This is a genomic window from Streptomyces sp. NPDC094034, from assembly GCF_040303865.1.
Classification (GTDB): domain Bacteria; phylum Actinomycetota; class Actinomycetes; order Streptomycetales; family Streptomycetaceae; genus Streptomyces.
Genome location: NZ_JBEOUD010000115.1, coordinates 1 through 1,814 on the forward strand (window position 1 = coordinate 1; position 1,814 = coordinate 1,814).

At 69.0% G+C, this 1,814-nt stretch carries 1 protein-coding gene; it reads right to left on the minus strand.

Annotated features, from left to right (window positions below; genetic code table 11):
- Positions 1–1,785, minus strand: a 1,785-nt coding sequence (locus ABTZ59_RS37045) for an acyltransferase domain-containing protein (protein WP_351425929.1), incomplete at its 3' end; no start/stop codon positions are given.
- Between the last annotated feature and the right edge of the window lie 29 nt (positions 1,786–1,814).

The window sequence follows — 1,814 nt, forward strand, 5'->3', positions numbered from 1 at the left end:
GTCCGTACCCGCCGGAGCAATACGTACGCGCAGCAAGGACGCCCCGACCGAATACAGCGACACACCCGACCACACAAACGGCAGTCGCGCCCCCGACCCCTCCTCGCCCGAGACGAACGAACCGAGACCGATCCCGTGCAACGCCGCATCCAGGAGCGCCGGATGAAGGCCATATCGACCCGCGTCCTGGACCGCCTCCTCCGGAAGCTCGACCTCCGCGAAGACCTCGTCACCGAGCCGCCAGGCAGCCGTCAGCCCCTGGAACACCGGCCCATAGCCGAAGCCGAGTCCGGTCAGTTCCTCGTACATGCCGGCCGCGGCCAGCTCGACCGCTCCCGAGGGCGGCCACTCGACCGGTTCGGCATTCGAGCTGCTCAGGTCCTGGGTGACCGTGCCGGTGGCGTGGCGAACCCACGGCTCGTCCGGCAGGGAGTCCACCGCGCGCGAGAACAGCGTCAGCGACCGGCGGCCGTGCGTGTCCGGCTGCGCGAGGAGCAGGCGGATCTGTACGCCGCCGCCCTTCGGCAGAACGAGTGGTGCCTCGATCGTCAGCTCGTCGAGCAGCCCACAGCCGACCTCTTCACCTGCCCGGAGCGCCAGCTCCACCATCGCCGTGCCCGGGAACACGACCTCACCCAACACCTGGTGATCGCCGAGCCAGGGGTGGGCGTCCAGCGAGAGCAGACCGGTGAACAGCATCGCCGAGTCCGGCAGGGCGACGACAGCACCCAGCAGGGGATGGTCGGTGCCCCCGACACCGGCCGAGGCGACATCGCCGACGGAGCCGACTGCCGTCGACACCCAGTAGGGCTGGTGCTGGAAGGCATAGGTGGGCAGGTCGACGCGGGTGGCGTCGGTGTGGGTGAAGAACGCGGTGCGATCGGTGACCGCGTCCTGTGCCAGGAGATGCGCGAGCGCGGTCACCGCGGAGTGAGATTCGGAGCGGTCCCGGCGGAGGGCGGAGACGGCAATGCTGGTGCTGTCCTCAGGCAGGATCTGCTGAATCATGGCCGTGAGCACGCCGTCAGGGCCGAGCTCAAGGAACACCGAGGCGCCTTCGGCTTCCAGGGTGTGCACGGCATCCGAGAAACGAACCGTCTCGCGGACGTGCCTGACCCAGTAGTCGGGCGTGCATGCCTCGTCCGTGACGAGGGTTCCGGTGAGCGCGGAGACGAAACCGATCTGGGGCGGGGCGAACGACACGTCCGCGATGGCCGTGCGGAAGTCCTCCAGCATCGGGTCCATCAACGGCGAGTGGAAAGCGTGACTGACCCGCAGCTCCTTGGTACGGACACCAGACGCCTGGAGCTGCCCGGTCACCTGGGTCACTGCCTCCTGCGTACCGGAGACCACGACGGCCTGGGGACCGTTCACCGCCGCGATGGCCGCCCCGTCCACCAGCAGGGGGGTGACCTGGTCGACGCCGGTCTGGACGGCGACCATGGCGCCGCCCTCGGGCAGGGCGTTCATGAGCCGGCCCCGCGCGGCAACCAGCACAGCGGCATCACGCAGCGACAAGACGCCCGCCACATGCGCGGCGGCAATCTCCCCGACCGAATGACCACCCACGAAAGCGGGCCGGATGCCCCAGGACTCGACCAGACGGAAAAGCGCGACCTCAACCGCGAACAACGCGGGCTGAGTGAAAGCAGTCCGGTCCAGCAGCTCACCCTCCTCGAACACCACCTCCCGCAAGCCCCGCCCGAGCAGAGGATCCACCTCCGCGCACACAGCCTCGAAAGCCTCGGCGAACACAGGGAAAGCCGCATACAGCTCACGGCCCATCCCCAGCCGCTGACTGCCCTGACCCGTGA